The organism is Phenylobacterium sp. J367 (assembly GCF_024699985.1).
Classification (GTDB): domain Bacteria; phylum Pseudomonadota; class Alphaproteobacteria; order Caulobacterales; family Caulobacteraceae; genus Phenylobacterium.
The window spans coordinates 2,874,767-2,890,385 of the sequence record NZ_JAJONA010000001.1 but is presented as its reverse complement, the minus strand read 5'-3'; the positions used below and the strand labels follow the sequence as shown (position 1 = coordinate 2,890,385).

At 70.7% G+C, this 15,619-nt stretch carries 22 protein-coding genes and 1 pseudogene; 8 read left to right on the top strand and 15 right to left on the bottom strand.

Annotated features, from left to right (window positions below; all coding sequences use genetic code 11):
• Positions 1-104: 104 nt before the first annotated feature.
• On the top strand, positions 105-887 hold the full coding sequence (locus LRS04_RS15510; RefSeq protein WP_257819139.1) for a LysR family transcriptional regulator: 783 nt from the start codon (positions 105-107) through the stop codon (positions 885-887).
• Positions 888-1,246: 359 nt separating this feature from the next.
• Here the strand turns inward: LRS04_RS15510 and LRS04_RS15505 are convergent, their stop codons facing one another.
• From LRS04_RS15505 to LRS04_RS15495, 3 genes are all read right to left on the bottom strand, one after another.
• Positions 1,247-2,272, bottom strand: coding sequence for an IS110 family transposase (locus tag LRS04_RS15505; RefSeq protein ID WP_257814818.1), 1,026 nt, complete (start codon positions 2,270-2,272; stop codon positions 1,247-1,249).
• 63 nt (positions 2,273-2,335) lie between these two features.
• Positions 2,336-3,361 (bottom strand): relaxase/mobilization nuclease domain-containing protein, encoded by a 1,026-nt coding sequence (locus LRS04_RS15500; protein ID WP_257817125.1) that lies wholly within the window; start codon positions 3,359-3,361, stop codon positions 2,336-2,338.
• Positions 3,358-3,879: a MobC family plasmid mobilization relaxosome protein gene (locus LRS04_RS15495; RefSeq protein WP_257817124.1), complete on the bottom strand. Its 522-nt coding sequence runs from the start codon at positions 3,877-3,879 to the stop codon at positions 3,358-3,360. Before LRS04_RS15495 ends, LRS04_RS15500 begins: the two co-directional genes overlap by 4 nt.
• 222 nt (positions 3,880-4,101) lie before the next feature.
• Between LRS04_RS15495 and LRS04_RS15490 the strand changes: the two genes are divergently transcribed.
• Complete coding sequence (locus LRS04_RS15490; protein WP_257817123.1) at positions 4,102-4,836, top strand: SOS response-associated peptidase; 735 nt, start codon at positions 4,102-4,104, stop codon at positions 4,834-4,836.
• Between the two features lie 9 nt (positions 4,837-4,845).
• Here the strand turns inward: LRS04_RS15490 and LRS04_RS15485 are convergent, their stop codons facing one another.
• The 4 genes from LRS04_RS15485 to LRS04_RS15470 all read right to left on the bottom strand — a co-directional run bounded on the left by LRS04_RS15485 (position 4,846) and on the right by LRS04_RS15470 (position 5,961).
• On the bottom strand, positions 4,846-5,049 hold the full coding sequence (locus tag LRS04_RS15485; protein ID WP_257817122.1) for a hypothetical protein: 204 nt from the start codon (positions 5,047-5,049) through the stop codon (positions 4,846-4,848).
• Positions 5,046-5,396: a hypothetical protein gene (locus tag LRS04_RS15480; protein ID WP_257817121.1), complete on the bottom strand. Its 351-nt coding sequence runs from the start codon at positions 5,394-5,396 to the stop codon at positions 5,046-5,048. Before LRS04_RS15480 ends, LRS04_RS15485 begins: the two co-directional genes overlap by 4 nt.
• The gene (locus tag LRS04_RS15475) at positions 5,393-5,554 is read right to left on the bottom strand and encodes a hypothetical protein (RefSeq protein ID WP_257817120.1); all 162 of its coding nucleotides are present in this window, start codon (positions 5,552-5,554) and stop codon (positions 5,393-5,395) included. Before LRS04_RS15475 ends, LRS04_RS15480 begins: the two co-directional genes overlap by 4 nt.
• A 95-nt stretch (positions 5,555-5,649) precedes the next feature.
• Entirely contained in the window at positions 5,650-5,961 is a 312-nt protein-coding gene (locus LRS04_RS15470) for a DUF736 domain-containing protein (protein ID WP_257817119.1), read from the bottom strand.
• Positions 5,962-6,558: 597 nt separating this feature from the next.
• Here LRS04_RS15470 and LRS04_RS15465 point away from each other — a divergent pair.
• Positions 6,559-6,861 carry a DUF736 domain-containing protein gene (locus LRS04_RS15465; protein ID WP_257817118.1) on the top strand — a complete coding sequence of 101 codons (303 nt, stop codon included), beginning with the start codon at positions 6,559-6,561 and terminating at the stop codon, positions 6,859-6,861.
• 60 nt (positions 6,862-6,921) lie between these two features.
• On the opposite strand, the gene LRS04_RS15460 is transcribed toward LRS04_RS15465, so the two are convergent.
• Positions 6,922-7,134 (bottom strand): helix-turn-helix domain-containing protein, encoded by a 213-nt coding sequence (locus LRS04_RS15460; protein WP_257817117.1) that lies wholly within the window; start codon positions 7,132-7,134, stop codon positions 6,922-6,924.
• A gap of 56 nt (positions 7,135-7,190) precedes the next feature.
• On the bottom strand, positions 7,191-7,400 hold the full coding sequence (locus tag LRS04_RS15455; protein ID WP_257819138.1) for a helix-turn-helix domain-containing protein: 210 nt from the start codon (positions 7,398-7,400) through the stop codon (positions 7,191-7,193).
• 118 nt (positions 7,401-7,518) lie between these two features.
• Here LRS04_RS15455 and LRS04_RS15450 point away from each other — a divergent pair, with 118 nt between their 5' ends.
• Positions 7,519-8,034, top strand: coding sequence for an RNA polymerase sigma factor (locus LRS04_RS15450; RefSeq protein ID WP_257817116.1), 516 nt, complete (start codon positions 7,519-7,521; stop codon positions 8,032-8,034).
• Between the two features lie 274 nt (positions 8,035-8,308).
• Here LRS04_RS15450 and LRS04_RS15445 read toward each other — a convergent pair whose 3' ends face one another.
• On the bottom strand, positions 8,309-8,893 hold the full coding sequence (locus LRS04_RS15445) for a hypothetical protein (RefSeq protein WP_257817115.1): 585 nt from the start codon (positions 8,891-8,893) through the stop codon (positions 8,309-8,311).
• Between the two features lie 265 nt (positions 8,894-9,158).
• Between LRS04_RS15445 and LRS04_RS15440 the strand changes: the two genes are divergently transcribed.
• Positions 9,159-10,493 carry a nucleotide sugar dehydrogenase gene (locus LRS04_RS15440; RefSeq protein ID WP_257817114.1) on the top strand — a complete coding sequence of 445 codons (1,335 nt, stop codon included), beginning with the start codon at positions 9,159-9,161 and terminating at the stop codon, positions 10,491-10,493.
• Positions 10,494-10,498: 5 nt separating this feature from the next.
• On the opposite strand, the pseudogene LRS04_RS28070 reads toward LRS04_RS15440, so the two are convergent.
• Together LRS04_RS28070 and LRS04_RS15435 are read right to left on the bottom strand one after the other, a co-directional pair.
• A pseudogene (locus LRS04_RS28070) lies at positions 10,499-10,774 on the bottom strand (AGE family epimerase/isomerase); the annotation flags it as partial.
• Between the two features lie 40 nt (positions 10,775-10,814).
• A complete protein-coding gene (locus tag LRS04_RS15435) occupies positions 10,815-11,591 on the bottom strand; it encodes an AGE family epimerase/isomerase (RefSeq protein ID WP_257817113.1) in 777 nt (258 codons plus the stop codon).
• 145 nt (positions 11,592-11,736) lie between these two features.
• On the opposite strand from LRS04_RS15435, the gene LRS04_RS15430 reads away from it, so the two are divergent.
• From LRS04_RS15430 to LRS04_RS15420, 3 genes are all read left to right on the top strand, one after another.
• Positions 11,737-12,678, top strand: coding sequence for a mannose-1-phosphate guanylyltransferase (locus tag LRS04_RS15430; RefSeq protein WP_257817112.1), 942 nt, complete (start codon positions 11,737-11,739; stop codon positions 12,676-12,678).
• Entirely contained in the window at positions 12,612-13,157 is a 546-nt protein-coding gene (locus LRS04_RS15425) for a cupin domain-containing protein (RefSeq protein ID WP_257817111.1), read from the top strand. The genes LRS04_RS15430 and LRS04_RS15425 overlap by 67 nt, the downstream gene beginning before the upstream one ends.
• Positions 13,158-13,486: 329 nt before the next feature.
• Entirely contained in the window at positions 13,487-14,149 is a 663-nt protein-coding gene (locus LRS04_RS15420) for a sugar transferase (protein WP_257817110.1), read from the top strand.
• 10 nt (positions 14,150-14,159) lie between these two features.
• Here the strand turns inward: LRS04_RS15420 and LRS04_RS15415 are convergent, their stop codons facing one another.
• From LRS04_RS15415 to LRS04_RS15405, 3 genes are all read right to left on the bottom strand, one after another.
• Positions 14,160-14,291, bottom strand: a complete 132-nt coding sequence (locus LRS04_RS15415) for a hypothetical protein (protein ID WP_257817109.1) — start codon at positions 14,289-14,291, stop codon at positions 14,160-14,162.
• An 89-nt stretch (positions 14,292-14,380) separates the two neighbouring features.
• Positions 14,381-14,638, bottom strand: a complete 258-nt coding sequence (locus LRS04_RS15410) for a hypothetical protein (protein ID WP_257817108.1) — start codon at positions 14,636-14,638, stop codon at positions 14,381-14,383.
• A gap of 148 nt (positions 14,639-14,786) precedes the next feature.
• Complete coding sequence (locus LRS04_RS15405; RefSeq protein ID WP_257817107.1) at positions 14,787-15,344, bottom strand: polysaccharide biosynthesis/export family protein; 558 nt, start codon at positions 15,342-15,344, stop codon at positions 14,787-14,789.
• Positions 15,345-15,619: the final 275 nt, after the last annotated feature.

Here is a 15,619-nt window from a genome sequence, read left to right as displayed (position 1 = left end):
GGGGTTCGACGAACTGGCCGCCTTCACCGTGGTGGCCAAGGAGCGCAGCTTTTACGCGCGCCGGGGCCAAGCTCGGCGTCTCGCCCTCCGCGCTCAGCCAGACGATCAAGGCGCTGGAAGCGCGCGTCGGCGTCCGGCTGCTGGCGCGCACAACGCGAAGCGTTGCGCCCACCGAAGCCGGTGAGCGCCTGCTGGCCACGATCAGCCCTCGGTTCGAAGAGATCGAACAGGCGCTCGCAGTCCTCGGCGAGCTCAGGGACAAGCCCGCCGGCACGATCCGCATCACGGCTGGCGAGCATGCCGCGCGCGCCGTCCTCCAGCCCGGCCTGGCCAGGCTGCTGCCGGCGTATCCCGAGATCCGGGTGGAGGTGATCGTCGACTACGGCCTCGTCGATATCGTCGCCGAGGGCTTCGACGCCGGCGTGCGGCTGGGGGAACAGGTGGCGAAGGACATGATCGCCCTTCGCATCGGCCCGGACATGCGCATGGCCGTCGTCGGCTCGCCGGCCTATTTCGACAATCGCCCCATGCCGCGTACCCCCCAGGACCTCACGGAGCACAACTGCATCAACATGCGCATGCCCACCTATGGCGGGCTCTACGTGTGGGAGTTCGAGAAGGACGGCCGGGAACTGCGGGTGCGCGTCGACGGGCAGTTGGTGTTCAACACCCTTCGTCAGCGGCTGGATTCCGCGCGCCAGGGGCTAGGCCTGGCCTATCTGCCCGAGGACGTGGCGACGCCCTGCATCCGATCAGCCGAACTCGTCCGCGTCCTGGAGGACTGGTGCGCCCCCTTCAGCGGGTACCACCTCTACTACCCCAGCCGGCGGCACAGCTCCCCGGCGTTCTCGCTCATGGTCGAGACGCTGAGATACAAGGGCGCGTGAGACTTGGCCTCCAGGGGTTCCCCGGCGACCTTCACTCTCGTTCCGTCCAAGCCTAGGCAGCCTAGTTCGAAGACGCCGTGGCTGGTGTGGGCTGCATTGCGCCATGTGTGGACGGCTCCCCATTGGCAAGGGTGTTCTGGACTTCCGCTGAGCTGGTCGGTGCGGCCATGTGTTCGACCTGTTGGTGCGGCTCACGTGGCCGCTGGCCATAATGCCTTCCGCGAGGACCGGTCCCGACCAAAAGCACGCGCTCGAGGCGCCCTGGCGCAACTGGGTTTTCCTGTCCTTCGGTATCGACCGGCTGGATGCGTTAGTCTGTCACCGCCCTTCCCAAGCTTGGTGCGCCGAGGCGCTGGTTTCTAGGCCGCTCGGAGTTCCGGCTCGCGGTAGCCCTGGCCGCTGGTCATGATCGCCCAGGCCATGCGGGCCATCTTGTTGGCGAGCGCCACGGTGGCCACCTTCGTCGGCCGCCTGGCGAGCAACTGAACCAGCCACGGCCGCCGTGTCCCATGCCGCTCGGCATAGCGGACGACGGCCAGCGCGCCGACCACCATCAGTTGGCGCAGGTACCGATCTCCCTGCTTGGTGATCCCGCCCAGCCGCTCCTTGCCGCCGCTGGAGTTCTGCTTCGGAACGAGTCCGATCCAGGCGGCCAGGTTGCGGCCAGACTTGAACGCCGAGGGTTCAGCAACCGTGGCGACGAGGGCGCTGGCGAGCAATGGCCCGACGCCCGGAATGCCCATCAGCCTGCGCCCGACCTCGCTCGCTCGGACGCTTGCCCGGATCTGGCGGTCAGTCTCAAGGAGTTGCTGGTTCACCAGGCTTAGCTGCGCGGCCAGCATCTCCAGACAAGCCCTCGCCTCCTCAGGGATCGACGGGTCACCCGCTTCGACCAACCTGATCAGGCTCTGCAGGCCCTCCCGCCCGATCGGCGCCACCAAGCCGAACTCGGCCATGTGGCCACGAATGGCGTTCGACAGCTGGATCCGCTGGCGCATCAGCATCGTGCGCACCCGGTGCAGGACCATGACGCTCTGCTGCTCTGGGCTCTTCACCTCGACGAAGCGCATCGTCGGCCGGGTGACGGCCTCGCAGATCGCTTCGGCGTCGGCCGCGTCGTTCTTCTGCCGCTTCACGTAGGGCTTCACGTAGCTGGGCGGCATGAGCCGCACGGTGTGGCCCAGCCGGCTCAGTTCTCGCGCCCAGTAATGGGCTGTTGCGCACGCCTCGATCCCCACCAGGCAGGCCGGTTGATCCACGAAGAACCGCAACAACTGCGCTCGCCTGATCTGCCGCCGGAAAACGACCTCGCCGCCTGCATCAACCCCGTGCACTTGGAAGACGGACTTGGCGATATCCAGACCGACCGTGACGACCGGGCCCATGGCTTGCTCCTCCTGCTCTGCAGAAGCTCACGCTCCCGCGGTGGCGGGGAGCCGTCCACAGCATCACGAGCGGTCCTTCCCGCCATACGTCCGATCCACCTGCCGCCTCACCCGCGCGTTGGCGGCCCTCAGCTCCCGCGCCAGGGCGAGCCGTTCGGTGTCCGGCGGGCGGAGGCTTCTGACGAAGGCTTCGACCGCCAAACCGAGCGACCGGTCCGCCGCGTCACCGGACGCCTGCAGGAGCTTGGCCTGGGCGAGGTAGAGCCGGCGGATGCGCTGCTGCCGCAGCGCCAGCTGCTTCTCCCACGGCGTCGGCTCGGGGGCCCCGCCGAACGCAAGCACCGCGGCCTGACGGATCTTGTCTCGCGCCACCCGACCGAGCTCCGCCCGCCCCGCCTCCATCCGCTGCCGCATCCGCCGCAGCGGGCCGCGCTCGGCCTTGCGTGTCACGCCGCGCGCCCGCCGTGGCGTCGCCTCCGCCTCGATCCCATGCTCGCGCAGGCTGCGGGCGAAGCCCTGCCGCCAGGCCTCGAGGTCCGCCTTCTTCGGCGAGAGCCGGCGACCGTCGTCAGACCGCGCCCGGAGCGCCAGGTGCACATGCGGGTGCGGCGTGTCCGTATGCAGGACGAGCACGTACTCGCGCTCCGCCGCGAAGGCTTCGGCTGCGAACGCCCGCGCCGCGTCCCGCAGCCGGATCGCATCGGTCCCGGCCGGCATCGAGAGGATGAGATGCAGGCTGTAGGGCGAGCCGGTTCTCCGCCGACTGTCCATCAGTTCGGCCGCCGCCCAGTCCCGGGCGAGGTCGGCGACCTCCCGACGGCCCTCCACCGCGAAACCATCCCGGTCCTCCGCCGCGAGCTCGCCGTTGCGGGTGATGTAGCTGAGGTGGGCGGCGAGATGCGCGGCGTCGCGGGTCCGCCCGGTCACCTTGACCATCACCTCCGGCGCCCGCCTGACGATGCGCCGAAGGCGCGCCCGCACCGCGCCGGCGCCGGCCCCGGACAACACCTCCTCCGGCCGCCGCGCGCCGGTCCGCACCGGCGGGCGCCAGACGTCCTCGAAGCCCGCGACCGTCCGGAACTCGGTCACAGGTCGGCCGCCCAGTAGGCGAGGTTGCCGGCGAACGCCTCGCCCAGGCCGGCGACGTGGGCGCGCAGCTCGCGCCGGAAGTCCTCGAGCCCGTCGAGCTCCAGCTCCAGCACGCGGCCCTCCACCACCGCCGTGTTCAGGGCCCGGGCGATCTGGTTGACGTTGACGCCGATCCGCCGGAGCTCGCCGTGGACGGCGACCAGCAGCAGCTCTTCCGGACGCGGAAAGCGCGGCGCGGCCAAGGCATGGCGGCGCACGAGCGCCGCGACCCAGGCGGCGCGGGGAAGACCCAGCCGCGCGGCCTGATCGCGGACATGGCGCGCCTCGGGCATCGCCAGGCGCACCATCAGCCGCATGGCGTCACGGCGGCCGGAGACCTCCGCCGGCGGCGGCCCCGCGCCGCCGGCCGCGCCGTCCACCAGGCGGCGCAACAGCGCCGAGCGGCCGCCCGCCGCCGCCGCCGCGGCGTCGAACCGCGCCGCCGTCTCGTCCGGAACGCGCGTGCTGAGCACGGGCATCGACAGGGCTCCTGTCTACAAAGCTGCCGGCAAGGCTATCCTGCCCTAGACCGCTCCACCGACCTTGGCCCCTCCCCTCGGCCGTCGCGAGGGCGCAAGGCTGCGCCCCCGCGACGGCCACCCGCCGGCCCCCAAGGGCCGCCCCAGCCGGGCCAAGGACGATGGGTTTTCACGCCTGGATTGCTGGCCCGGACAGCGCCGCTCGGCCTAGGCTCGCGCCCCATGTGCAACCTCTATTCGATGACCAAGGGCCGGGCGGCGATCGCGGCCCTGGCCCGCGCCATGACCGACCGCAACCACAACCAGCCGCCGATGCCCGGGATCTTCCCGGACTATCCGGCGCCGGTGGTCGTCCGCGGCGAGGACGGGCTGCGCGAGATGCGCGACATGCGCTGGGGCATGCCGTCGTCGAAGAAGGCCCTGCTCGACGCCGCCACCCGGCGCGCCGACCGGCTGCGGGCCAAGAACCAGGCCTTCGACTTCAACGAGCTCCTGCGGATGGAGCCCGACAAGGGCACGACCAACATCCGCAACACCGCGAGCCGGCACTGGCAGCCCTGGCTCGGCCCCGCCAACCGCTGCCTCGTCCCCTTCACCTCGTTCAGCGAGCCCGACCAGGTCGGCGGGTCGCTGAAGCCCGTCTGGTTCGCGCTTGGCGAGGACCGTCCGGCCGCCTTCTTCGCCGGCGTCTGGACGCCCTGGGGCTGCGTGCGGAAGATCAAGACCGGCTGGGAGGACTGCGAGCTCTTCGGCTTCCTCACCACCGACGCCAACGCCGAGGTCGCGACCTATCATTCGAAGGCCATGCCGGTGATCCTCACCGACCCTGCCGAGTGGGACCTCTGGCTGAGCGACGCGCCCTGGGCCGGCGTGCAGCATCTCCAGCGTCCGCTGTCCGACGGCGCCCTGACGGTCGTCGCCATGGGCGCTCGGCAGGACGAAGCGGCGCCCGCCTAGACCGCGCCGTCAGATGGATATCCGCGCCTGACCCGCGGCGCCGCAGGCCCCGCACCTCAGCCGGCGGCGGACGTCCATCGGCGTGGCGTCCGGCCCCAGCCGGGCGATCGCCTCGCCACAGAGCCAGGCCGCCTCCCGACCGCAGGCCCCGCAGCGGATCCTCAGGGTGTCCTGCGGCGACATCATCCGGCGCAGGGTCTGGAACATGGTCACGGGTCGCGCGGCCCCGCGTAGGTCGGATTGCGGCTCCTGTAGGCGGCCATCGCCAGCTGTCCCGGCGCCTGGTTCATCGCCACCCAGGACCCGCCGCGCAGCGCCTGGGCCGCGTAGGTGAGCACGCCGCCGCCGCACTCGAAGCCCGGGCAGCGGGGCGCGCGTCCCCACCAGACGGCGTCCGGGCCATGCGTGCGGATCAGCGCCGGGAGGCTGGCCCTGAGCTTGAGCGCGCAGCGGTTGCAGGTCGCCTTGAGCGTCCAGCGCCGGACATGCATCTCCGCCAGCGTCAGCGCTGTCAGCGGGCTCGGCGGCTGGACCAGGACGTCGGGCCGCTTGGTGCTCATGATGCGCCTTCGGGCGGCTGCGGGGCGCGCGGCGGGGCGGCCGGCGAGGCCGGCGGCCCCGGACGCAGGACGATCCGGCCGTCCCGCCGGACCTCGCCCAGGATCGGCAGGATGCGCGCCCCCGGCGCGCGGGCATGGTTGTCGTTGGCGTTCCGCATGCCGCGAACAAAGACAGAACACGCCAGGCCTGGCGAGTCCAAATCGCACGCGGAACGGCGGCTCCCTGTGGAGGGAGCCGCCGCCCGTCGCGAGGTCAGTTGGCGGTCCGGCTGCGGGACCAGACCAGGCTGTAGCCTTCCTCGGCGTCCACGAGGTTCGCGTAGATCGGCGCCGGGAAGCTGGGATCGTCGAGCTTGACCGAGAGGTAGTCGCGGTCCTCGCGGGAGGTCCGCTTCCAGGCCGCCCCGAACTCGGTGCCGCCGGCGAAGATGCGGAAGTCCGGGGCGTTCTCGCTCTCCTTGTCGACGGGCCGCAGCTGGGCCTGCTTGACGTTGAGGCTGAGGGTCTTGATCGAGCCCGCGTAGGAGCCGTCGCCGCTCTTGGTGAAGGCGCCGATGGTCGCCATGGGATGTCTCCTTGATCTGATCGGGCCGCGCCTGCCGCGGCCTCGATGGCGATCCGGAGTCGAGGTCCGCCAGGGCGTGCCGCAGCCGCCAGGCCCGCAGCGCCAGCGGAGGACGGCGACGAGCGCCGGCTTTCCTGCCTCGCGAGGAATGCGCGCCAGCGCAGGGGAAGAAAGCCGGAGCCGCCGTTGCGGCATGACCGGACCTTGACCCCATGCGCCACGAAGAGGCCCGCGCAGCCGAGCCGAACCCGAAGGAGCGACCGGCGAACCCCGCATCCACCCAGCGCCGCCGAGACCCTGCAGCGCCGATCCACCCCAGCCGTCCAGCCCGCACCGCGCCCTGCGACATGCGCGGAACCGCCCCGCCCGCACACCGTGACCCAGCCACCCCAGGATGGCCTGGAAGCTCCCCTCACGCGCGCCGCACCGCCACGGCTCCATCGGCTCAAGCCCGGCCGGGCCCGTCCGGCCGGCAACGGCTGCGCCGTCCTCCGCTGCCGCTGCGGGCCCAAGGGCTGCCGCCCGGCCTCAGGTCCCGGCCCGAGACCGCCATCGGAGCCGCGGCTGGCGCGGCCCGCCCACCAGAGGAGCCCCACCATGACCACGATCGGCACGTTCACGAAGGCCCAGGACGGCGCCTACCGCGGCGCCATCCGCACACTCGGCTTCCACTTGAAGGCCGTCGAGATCCGCCCCACCGAGCGCACCGGCGACAAGGCCCCGGACCACCGGATCTTCGCCGGCGACCTCGAGCTCGGGGCAGCCTGGACGATCACCCGCGACGGCAAGCCCAGCTGCCTGTCGGTCCGCATCGACGACCCCAGCCTTCCCGCCCCGATCCACGCCCTGCTCGTCGAGACCGAAACCCAGCACGAGCTGCGCTGGTCGCGTCGCGGCTGACCCCTCGCCTGGGGCCGCGCGGCTTCGGCCGCACGGCCCCGAACGCTGCCCACGTCAGCCTTAGCTAGGTGGCTTCAGGAGTTCCCAGGTCTCCACATCCAGAGCACGCGCCAGTCGATCCAAGACGTCGATCGTGGCCCCGTACACACCGCGTTCCAAGGCGCTGACGTAGGTCCGGTCGATGTCGGCTCTGGACGCAAGTTCTTCCTGGGAGAGGTTATTGCGGCGTCTGGCTGAACGGAGGTTCGCCGCCAAAATCTCCCTCGATCCCATTCAGGGATGGCGCGCCGATGGCGAGGATTCCTCCACGGAGTATCCTCGACAACCGGCTATTCGCCCGACAGTAGAAGAGCAGGCTCCACGTCCAGCCCGCGCGCGACTTTCTCAATGACATCGATGGAGACGGCCGCCTTGGCTGTCTCAAGCTTGCTCAGCCAGGTCCGATCAACTCCAGCCCGATCGGCGAGCGCTTCCTGCGACAGGCCGACGGCATTACGTCGCCTGATCACGTTCCGCGCGAGGATCCGCCGAAGCTTCATCGGCAAGAAGCGACGGGATTGTCGAGTATTTCACCACGGAGTATCCTCTACAATCAGTCCCGGGCATGCTCACGGCTCTGGAATCTTTCCGCTAGCCTCTCAATGGACGCTGTACCTCGTGTCAAAGGCGGACCCGGCCAATCAATCGCCCGAGCGTGGTCGCGAGGCTTGGTCAGTCGAGGTCAGCCACCTCTACCGCGTCTACGGCGCCTGGACCGTCGCCTTCCTCGCCCGCCGCTTCGGCTCCGAGATCGCCGAGGATCTCGCCCAGGAAGCCTTTCTCCGCCTCGCCCGCCAGCCCATCGACTGGCGCAGTCCGAAGGCGCTGCTCGCCCGGGTCGCCCTCAACGTCGCCCAGGACCATCTGCGCCGCGAGCAGGCCCAGAAGCGCCCCCGGCTGGTCGGCAACGAAGACCCCGTCGACGGCGTCACGCCTCCCGACCAGCACGAGGCGCTGCTTCACCGGGAAATGGTCGCGAAGCTCCCCCGCAATCTCCGCGACGTCTATGTGTTGAGCCGCTTCGGCGGCATGACCTATGCCGAGATCGCGGTACACCTCGGGATCTCGGTCAAGGCCGTCGAGAAGCGAATGACCCAGGCCCTCAAGCTCTGCATGGCGAGATACCGGACCTAGGCGCATGCGTCGGCCACTGACGGACCTGGGGTTGGCCCAGCGCCGTGCAGAACCGTTGTGGGCGGCCGGACCCCGACCGGATCAGCTGAGGACATGCCACGAAGGCCCGACGGCCAAGGAGGCTTCGCTGGGATCTCCGATCTCACGCCGCGGAGAGGAACCACGAGACCCGCTGGGGCCAGACTATCGACCCGCTTATTGCGTCGGTCCCTGGAGGGACGAAAGCCGGAGGCGGAGCGGCCGCCTCCGGCTTCCCTAAGGGTCGGGGGCCTGATCAGCCGCCGTTGGTCGCCGCGTCGAGCGCCATCGCCCGCTCGTCCGAGATCCGCCCGCCCGGCAGGCCGCCGACGGTGGCGGAGACCGGCGTGCCGAAGCTCTCGGCCGACAGGACGCCGGAGGCCGGGGCCGGGGCGAAGGCCGGGTTGCGGGCCTCGATCTGGGCGAGGCGGCGCGCCGACTCGTCGGCGATGTTGAAGCGCCGCACCGGGACGTTGCGGTTGTCCATCGGCCGGTTGCTGTAGGCGTAGGTGAACTGGCCGTCGCGGACCAGTTCCCGGTAGAGGGCGGCGGCCTGGGCCTCGCGGCCGGTCACCAGATAGGCGCCGGCCAGGTTGAAGCGCTTGCCGACGCTCGCCCGGTCGTCGGTGGCCCGTTCGAACAGGTTCGCGGCCGTAAATCTGTCGCCCCAGGCGATCGACGTCTTGCCGACCACGTCGGCGGCGTCGGTGCCGGACAGCTCCGCGGCGTTGGCCAGGGTGGTGCGGGCCTCCATGCGGGCCGCGTCATGGGTGGTGGTCGCGCAGGCCGTCGCCAGGACGCCGGCGGCGGCGATACCGAGAACGCTAGCAACTTTGGTCATCAGTCTCTCCAAGCTTCGCCGCAAGGGCCGCGCCGGAGAGCTGCAACTCACACTCTCGCCCATCAGGCTGCGCCATTGCGTCTGTTTCGCGCGCGCCCAACCAGCAGAGCTTTTCGATTGTTCCGGCCCTCGGAGATTCTTGTTCTGCGGATGCGCAGGCGGGCGCGACGCCCCCGGACGCCGCCCTGCCCTTGACCCGCCGCCCCGAACTCCGGATGGAGGTTCCCGGCCGCCGGACGCGCGGCCGGACCGAGCCCGGGAAGACATGCAGCCGAACCCCTTCGAGGCCCTCCGCGGCAAGCTCGCCGACCGCTCGGCCGCCGTCGGCGTGATCGGGCTGGGCTACGTCGGCCTACCGCTGGCCGTGGCCTGCGCCCGCCAGGGCTTCCCGACGCTCGGGTTCGACATCGATCCCACGAAGATCGAGGCCATCGCCGCAGGGCGCTCGTACATCGGGGCGGTGTCCAGCGCGGAGCTGGCCCGCCTGACCGGCGCGGGGACGCTGGACGCCACCACCGCCTACGACCGCCTGGCCGCGTGCGACGTCATCGTGATCTGCGTGCCGACCCCGCTCGGCAAGCAGCGGGACCCGGACCTGTCCTATGTGGAGGACACCGCGCGGGAGATCGCCGCCCGGCTGCGGCCCGGCCAGCTCGTGGTGCTGGAATCGACGACCTATCCCGGCACCACCCGCGAGGTGCTGAAGCCGATCCTGGAGGCCGGCGGCCTGGTCAGCGGCCGCGACGTCTTCGTGGGCTTCTCGCCGGAGCGCGAGGACCCCGGCAACACCGCCTTCGAGACGGTGACCATCCCCAAGGTCGTGGCGGGCGACGGGGCGGAGGCCTCCGAGCTCGTCCAGGCCTTCTATGGCGCGGTGGTCAAGGAGGTGGTGCCGGTCTCCTCGCCCGACGTGGCCGAGGCGGTGAAGATCACCGAGAATGTGTTCCGGGCGGTGAACATCGCCCTCGTGAACGAGCTGAAGCTGATCTACGACGCCATGGGCATCGACGTCTGGGAGGTCATCGAGGCGGCCAAGACCAAGCCCTTCGGCTACATGCCGTTCTATCCGGGCCCGGGCCTGGGCGGCCATTGCATCCCGATCGACCCCTTCTACCTGACCTGGCGCTCGCGGGAGTTCGAGGTGCCGACCCGGTTCATCGAGCTGGCCGGGGAGATCAACACCGCCATGCCGAACCATGTGGTGGAGGTGCTGGCCCGGGCGCTGGACGCACGGCGACAGACGGCGCTCAGCACCGCCCGCATCCTGGTGATCGGCCTCGCCTACAAGAAGAACGTCGCCGACGTGCGCGAGAGCCCGACCTTCAAGCTGATGACCCTGCTGGAGCGCCGGGGCGCCGAGGTGGCCTTCCACGACCCGCACGTGGAGGCGATCCCGCCGACCCGGGAACACGCGGAGTTCGCCGGCCGCCGGTCGGTCGCGCTGACCAGCGAGGCCGCCGCCGGCTATGACGCCGTGCTGATCGCCACCGACCACGACGCCGTGGACTATGCGGCGCTCTCGGCCGCGCCGCTGGTGGTCGATACGCGCAACGTCATGGCCCGGCTGGGGCTCGACCTCACCAATGTCGTGAAGGCCTGACGGCCTTAGGCGCCGCGCCGCTCCAGGAGCGGCAGGATCCCGCCCACGAGGTGGTAGAGCGAGGTGGCCGGCGCCGGCTCCTCGACGAAGCTCCCGTCGGCCCGCTGCTTGTCGCGCCAGGCGCCGCGGGCGGGCGTCGCCAGGAAACCGGCCAGGCCGTTGGCGGCCTCCAGCGCCTCGCGGTCCGAACCCAGGGTCAGGGCGGCGCGCAGGTGCTCGGTCTGCGCCCAGATGCGGGCGGTGGGTTCGCGGACCGAGAGGTCGCGCCAGAGCGCGCCGACCGCGACGCCGCGGGCCGGATCGACGCCGCGCCGGCCATGCTCATAGAGCCGCCGGGCGGCGGCGCGCGCCCCTCCCCTCGCCCCGGCTCAGGCCCCAGGCGTCCAGGAGATAGGCCCACTCGAACTGGTGGCCGGGCTCGATGAGGCCGCCGGCGTCGTCCGCCAGGGCCCGCCAGTCGGCGTCGAAGAATTCGCGCAGCACGCCGGCTTCGGCGTCGATGAACCGCGTCAGGGCCAGACGGGCGATCTCGTCGGCCACGGCTTCCCAGCTCGGATCGCCGGCCATCTCCCAGGCGAGCGCCGCCTCGAAGAGATGCATCTGGGCGTTGGCCTGGAACGGGTGGCCGCCGACCTCCCGCCAGCCGCCCTCCGGGTGGCGCAGCGCCTGGAGGGCGTCGCGGGTGGCGCGCGCCGCGTCGCGGCGGCCGAAGGCGGAGAGCGCCAGGAGCGCAAAGGCCTGTTCGTAGAGGGCGGCGGTTCCATCGACCACCGCCCCCGCCTCGTCGGCGGAGAAGACGTAGAGCCCGTCCGGGCGGCGGTAGCGAGCCTCGAAGGCGTCGAGGCCACGCCCGGCCAGCGCGCGGTAGGCCGGTCCGAAGCCCGCGTCGGCGGCGGCGGCGAAGACCCAGACCTGGCGGGCCTGGACCCGGGCGCGGCGCGGGGCGGGCAGCGGCGCGCCATCCGGCGTGAGCTTCTCCTGGAAGGCGCCGGTCGCGGCGTCGACGCCGACGGTCGACCAGAGCGGCAGGGCGGCCTCGCGCAGCCAGGCCTCGTACCAGGCGGCGGCCTCGGCCAGGCTGTGGAACGGCGCTCCCATGCATGCCCCATACAGGCGGACCGGCGCCGTGACCAAGGCCGCCTGCCGATTTTGTCCGCACTCCGCGCCCGCCGCGGCCGCGTAGCCTCGCGGTAAGGCGTCGGCGCCAGTATAGATGGATGTGTTGTGAGCGGTCGGGGGCCGTATGTCGGCGAAGATCTTTCCGGTGATCCTCTCGGGCGGCTCGGGCTCGCGCCTGTGGCCGCTGTCGCGCGAGAGCTATCCCAAGCAGCTCCTGCCGCTGATGGGCGCGCGCACGATGCTGCAGGAGACGGCGCTGCGCGTCGCCGATCCGGCGCGCTTCCACCCGGTGACGGTGGTCGCCAACGCCGAGCACCGCTTCGTCATCGCCGAGCAGCTCCGCGAGGCGGGCGCGCGGCCGCCGACCATCGTGCTGGAGCCCATGGCCCGCAACACCGCGCCGGCCGTCGCCACCGCGGCGCTGATCGCCGAGGGCCAGGATCCGGAAGCCCTGATCCTGGTCATGCCCGCCGACCACGTGATCCCGGACGCGGCGGCGTTCAACGCGGCCGTGGACGCCGGCCTGCCGGCCGCGGCGGCCGGCGCGCTGGTCCTCTTCGGCATCCAGCCGGACAGCCCGGCCACGGGCTATGGCTACATTCAGGGCGGCGAGGCGCTGGGCGGCGCCGCGCGGACGGTCTCGGCCTTCGTGGAGAAGCCCGACCAGGCGACGGCGGAAGGCTACCTGGCCCGCGGCGACTACTACTGGAACAGCGGCATCTTCCTGCTGCCGGCCCGGGCCGTGCTGGCCGAGATGGAGGCCCACGCGCCGGGCGTGCTGGCCGCCGCCCGCGCGGCGCTGGCCGCCGCCAGCCGCGACCTGGACTTCCTGCGCCTCGACTTCCGGACGCCTTCGCCGCCAGCCCTTCGATCTCCATCGACTACGCGGTCATGGAGCGCACGAAGCGGGCGGCCGTCGTCCCCTCCACCTTCGTCTGGAGCGACGTGGGCGCCTGGGGCGCGCTCTGGCAGCTCGCGGATCGCGACGGCGACCAGAACGTGGAGATCGGCGACACGCTCGCCGAGAACACCCGCGGCTCGTACCTGCGCAGCGAGGGTCCGCTGATCGCCGCGGTGGGCGTCGAGGACCTGATCGTCATCGCCACGCCGGACGCCGTGCTGGTGGCCAGCCGCCACGCCGACCAGGACGTGAAGAAGGTCGTCGAGCGGCTGAAGGCGTCGAACCATGACACGGCGGTGCAGACGCGGCGGGTCTACCGCCCCTGGGGCTGGTACGAGGGCCTGCACGCCGGCGACCGCTTCCAGGTGAAGCGGCTGACGGTGAACCCGGGCGGCAAGCTCTCCCTGCAGAAGCACTTCCACCGCGCCGAGCACTGGGTGGTGGTGAACGGCACCGCCGAGGTCCACGTGGACGGCGTCCATAAGCTGATCGGCGAGAACGAGAGCGTCTATATCCCGCTGGGCGCGCAGCACCGGCTGGCCAACCCGGGCAAGGTGCCGCTGAACCTCATCGAGGTGCAGTCCGGGGCCTATCTCGGCGAGGACGACATCGTCCGCTTCGAGGACGTCTACGCCCGGGCCTGAGGTCCTCGCCGCAGGAGCCCCGTCTGGAAACTGCGGCCTGCGGCAGGCGGCGCAGCAAGCCGACACGCCGCACGACTATTCGCGCCCGGCCTGTCGAGCAAAGCACGCAATGCGTGTGACCCACGTCACTTCGCGCACGCCTGGCGACAGCCATTCTCAAGGTTAACAGGCGGGCGAGTGCTGCATCAAATTGCGTCATCGCCTTGAATTTTTTGCGTACCAATGAAATGTGCAGCTTCACGGTAGGCGGTTTTCTGGTAACCAGCCGCCGACCTTGGGGCACAAGCATTGCTGTTGGTCTTCGGCCACAGACAGTGATGGGGGCATAAGTGACCGATTTTGGCACAGTCGTCCGCCAAGCCCTGGACTCCGGGGTTGAGGTCGACAATCCGCCGGCTGTCGCCTGCAGCCGCACCAAGCGCGCCTTCGACATCCTCGCCGCCCTTGCGTCGCTCTGGCTGATGCTCCCGCTGATGATCGTCATCGCCGTGGCGATCAAGCTGCAGGACGGCGGCCCCGTGCTGTTCCGCCAGCGGCGGACCGGCCTCGGCGGCCACCCGTTCGTGATCTACAAGTTCCGCTCGATGTTCGTGGCCGAGGATACGCTCGACATCAACCAGGCGACGCGCGGCGACCTGCGCGTGACGCCGGTGGGGCGTCTGCTGCGGGCCCTCAGCCTCGATGAGCTGCCGCAGCTCTTCAACGTCCTGAAGGGCGAGATGTCGCTGGTCGGACCGCGCCCGCACGCGCTGGGCCACGATCAGCAGTGGGGGGCGACGATCGCGAGCTACAGCGACCGTTTCCGCACCCGTCCGGGCCTGACCGGCTATGCGCAGGTCTGCGGCTGGCGTGGCGAGGTGCAGGACCTGGAGCAGATCCGGTCACGCATCGCGGCCGACAATTTCTATATCGAGAACTGGTCGCTGAAGCTCGAGGCGGTCATCCTCGCGCGGACCGTGAAGCTGCTGTTCCGGGATCCCCAGGCCTACTGAGCCGGCGCGGTCAGACGACGCCGATCAGCCTGAAGAAGCCGATCCACAGCACAACCGACACCGTCGCGCCGGTCAGCAGGCCGACGCCCCGCGACAGGGCCGGCCGGCGCGCGTCCGCATGGGCGATCTGAACAAAGGCCACGGCGTTCTCCCTTGGCTTCCGGGGTAAGGAAACGACGAGGGCGGTTAAAGGTTCGTGGCGATTCCAAGTAAATGTACAGTTCGGGCCGCTCAGAGGGCGGTCGTGGGCTGCCGAAGGGGCGTCCGCCGCCTCGCGCGCGCGGCCCGCGCCGCCTCGAGCCGGCGGATCGCCTCGGCGAGCGCGCGATAGTGCGACGTGCGCCGCACGGACTGGCCGGCGATGCCGCTCTCGGCCAGGGCGACGGCTTCCGCCCGGGCCCCGTAGTCGCGGATAAACGCCTTCGCCTTCGCGACAAGCCGGCGGCGGCGGCGCCACCGGCGAAGGCTGAGGACTGCGCGAACATCCATGCCTGCGCCCCCGGATCCATCCGGAACCCAGGAAGACAGGCCACGCCGCGCCGTCAATCGCTGCGATGCACAATCGCGCCGCATCGCAGCATATCGGGGGATTGCGCCCGCGGCATGGGCCCGGCGTCCGGATCGCGATCAGCCGCGGCTAGAAGAACCGCTCCGCGATACGGATGGTGTCCCCGGGCGCCACCTGCGTCGTGCCGGTCAGCGGGAACTCCTCTTCCTTGGTTCCGTCGGCGCGCTTGATGAACACCTTGCCCTTGTTGGCGCGGTAGGTGAACCCGTTGGCGGTCGCCACCGCGTTCAGCACCGTGAGGCCGTTGGTGTAGGGGTATTCGCCGGGCTTGGTGACCTCGCCCAGGATGTAGAACGGACGGTAGTTCAGGACCTCGACGCTCACGCGCGGGTCCTTGAGGTAGCCGTCCTTGAGGGCGGTCTCGACGCGGGCCTGGAACTCGCGGGCGGTGAGGCCGGTGGCGTCCAGCTCGCCGATCAGCGGCATCGAGATCTTTCCGGAGCCGCCGACCTGGAACTCGCCGGTGAGGGATTCCTCGCCGTAGGTGATAACCCGGACCTTGTCGCCCGACCCCAGCCGATACTCCGGCACCTCGCGCGTGGCCGGCGCCTCCTGGGCCTGGGCCGGCGCGGCCATCCCCACAACGACGAGGACTGCGCCCAACAGCAGCCCGACCATATTCTTCATGACGCTAAGCTCCGCACACGCGGTCCCCTCGAACGCTGTTTCTACTTCAGCCTGAGCCCCGGCGGAATACCGCCCCCGCCCGCACGGCGGTACAAATGGCCACACGGCCGCCTTTGCAAGCATCCTCAATATACTTAACGCCGCGAGAAAGTTGATGCAACAGGGTTAAGTCGACGTTTACGGTAAACGGCGCTGGAACCATAGAGGTTTGGAAGTACTACATCATACCTCTAGAGGCGGCATTAAAAGCATTCGGGCCACAACTCACCCAACAA